This window comes from Candidatus Similichlamydia epinepheli (assembly GCF_003056015.1).
The window spans coordinates 1-2,011 of the sequence record NZ_PPEU01000110.1 but is presented as its reverse complement, the minus strand read 5'-3'; the positions used below and the strand labels follow the sequence as shown (position 1 = coordinate 2,011).

The following is a 2,011-nucleotide window of genomic DNA, read 5'->3' as shown; positions in this document are numbered from 1 at the left end:
AGATTTGAGAAAGAAGCTTTCTCCTAATGAAGAGATTATGATGTGTTGCACGGGAGGAATTCGTTGTGAATTCTTCTCAATCCTGCAAAATGTGATAGTCTTGCGTAGAGATCGAAAGTTGAACGTTCACCCCATAGCTTGCAACATAAGCTCTTGAACGGACATCAATAGTGCGGAAAAAACTTAGATGTGATTGAACCTCTGCCTCTACATCCAAAATTTTCCAAAAACGATAGTATGAGATTGCTAAATAAGGCGCGCCTTCTAAGGACAACGGCATCCTGTTTTTCTCCCTCTGTTCAACCGGTGTTTGCTAGGTTTTTAATATTACGACTTTATGAATTTGTAGGATCAAGATAGAATGTCCTGATCGTTTTCTTTGTGTATTATGGGGCAGTGATGGCTCGTTATCGTGGATCCAAAAACAAAATCGCTAGACGCTTTGGAGCGAACGTATTCGGAAGGCAACGCAATCCATTGGCACATAAACAAAATTCCACAGGTCAACAGGTCTCCAGAAAGAAAAAAAAGTCTGATTACGGAAATCAACTAGAAGAAAAACAAAAGTTGAAGGCTGCGTTTGGGATGCTTTCCGAAAAACATCTAGGGCGTTATTTCAACATGGCACGCTCCCTTGCTCGGAAGGGCGGAGCAGTTGCTGATCATCTGCTTTGCCTGTTGGAATGTCGACTAGATGTGGTCATCTTTCGCCTTAAGTTCGCATCAACTCCTTTTGCTGCTCAGCAGGCTGTTTCGCATGGGCACGTTGCGGTAAATGGTCGAAGGGTGGACAGGCGTTCTTTTCAGGTCCGTCCTGGGATGGAAATTTCCATTCTTCCATCTCTTCAGAATGAGTCAACTAAATCAAACATCAGTAACAAAAGGCGTGAGGTTCCTGAATATCTTGAGCTAGAAGTAGACAACTTTAATGGCAGACTGTTGAGCTATCCTCTTGCTGAACAGATTCCGTTGCCACTTGAAATTAACGTGTCTACAGTCTGCGAGTTTTTGTCTCACAACGGTTAAGGTATTACGGTGATGCTGGGCGCTCATTGTTCAGCTGCTGGCGGCGTGGACCGCGCATGTCAAGAAGCAGCACTAATCGGGGCGAATGCTGTTCAATTGTTTACCTCCAATCAAAGAACTTGGAGAGGACGCCAGCCTTTCTTGCGAAGTGAGATTGATCTTTGGACACAAGCAAAGATAAAAGCAGGCGTTGAATGCGTGGTCAGCCACGCGAGTTATTTGATCAACCTCGGATCTGAGCATGATGAGGTGGTTAGTAAGAGTCGCGTTGCTCTTCGCGAGGAAGTCGTTAGGTGTCAGAGTCTTGGTATCGATTTTTTGGTTTTTCACCCAGGGTCAAGTGGCTCTCAAAATTGTGAAGATTCTCTAACAAAAATTGTGGAGGGGTTGCTGTCCCTTCAAAATGAACTTAATTCATCCGAAAAACCCATCCTCCTACTTGAATCTATGGCTGGACAAGGTAGTCAATTAGGAAAAACATTTGAGGAACTTGCCTTCTTGCTAGATCGTGTTGATCATCGAATCCCGCTATCTGTTTGCCTCGACACTTGTCACCTTTTCGCTGCTGGTTACGACATTAGGTCGGCTACTGGAGTAGACCAAATGCTAATGATGTTCGATGCAAAAATTGGCCTCTCCCATCTCAAACTTCTTCACCTAAATGATTCCAAAAAAGGCCTAGGCTCTAGGCTAGATCGACATGCCTCCCTAGGAACTGGAGAAATTGGCTGGGAGGCCTTTCATTCTTTGATGTTAGATAGTCGAACCAGTTCTGTCCCTAAAATTTTGGAGACTCCAGACGGCCCGAATGTTTGGAAGGAAGAAATTCGCCATCTCAAGGAGGCGCAAAGTGGAGCAAGCCCTTCCATTTTCTGTACATGATTGCTTGACACGTTTTGATGAAAGTGAAGGACGACTAATACGTGTGAAAGGATGGGCACGATCTGTTCGAAATCAAAAAAGAATTACATTTCTATCTCTTTAT

3 protein-coding genes are annotated in these 2,011 nt (G+C 44.1%); 2 read left to right on the top strand and 1 reads right to left on the bottom strand.

Features of this window, described 5'->3' with window-relative positions:
- Positions 1-76 precede the first annotated feature (76 nt).
- Positions 77-280 (bottom strand): hypothetical protein, encoded by a 204-nt coding sequence (locus GCCT14_RS04615; protein WP_108624417.1) that lies wholly within the window; start codon positions 278-280, stop codon positions 77-79.
- Positions 281-399: 119 nt separating this feature from the next.
- On the opposite strand from GCCT14_RS04615, the gene rpsD reads away from it, so the two are divergent.
- Entirely contained in the window at positions 400-1,026 is a 627-nt protein-coding gene (gene rpsD / locus GCCT14_RS04610) for a 30S ribosomal protein S4 (RefSeq protein WP_108624416.1), read from the top strand.
- Between the two features lie 12 nt (positions 1,027-1,038).
- Positions 1,039-1,908 (top strand): deoxyribonuclease IV, encoded by an 870-nt coding sequence (locus GCCT14_RS04605; protein WP_108624415.1) that lies wholly within the window; start codon positions 1,039-1,041, stop codon positions 1,906-1,908.
- The last annotated feature ends 103 nt before the right edge of the window (positions 1,909-2,011 follow it).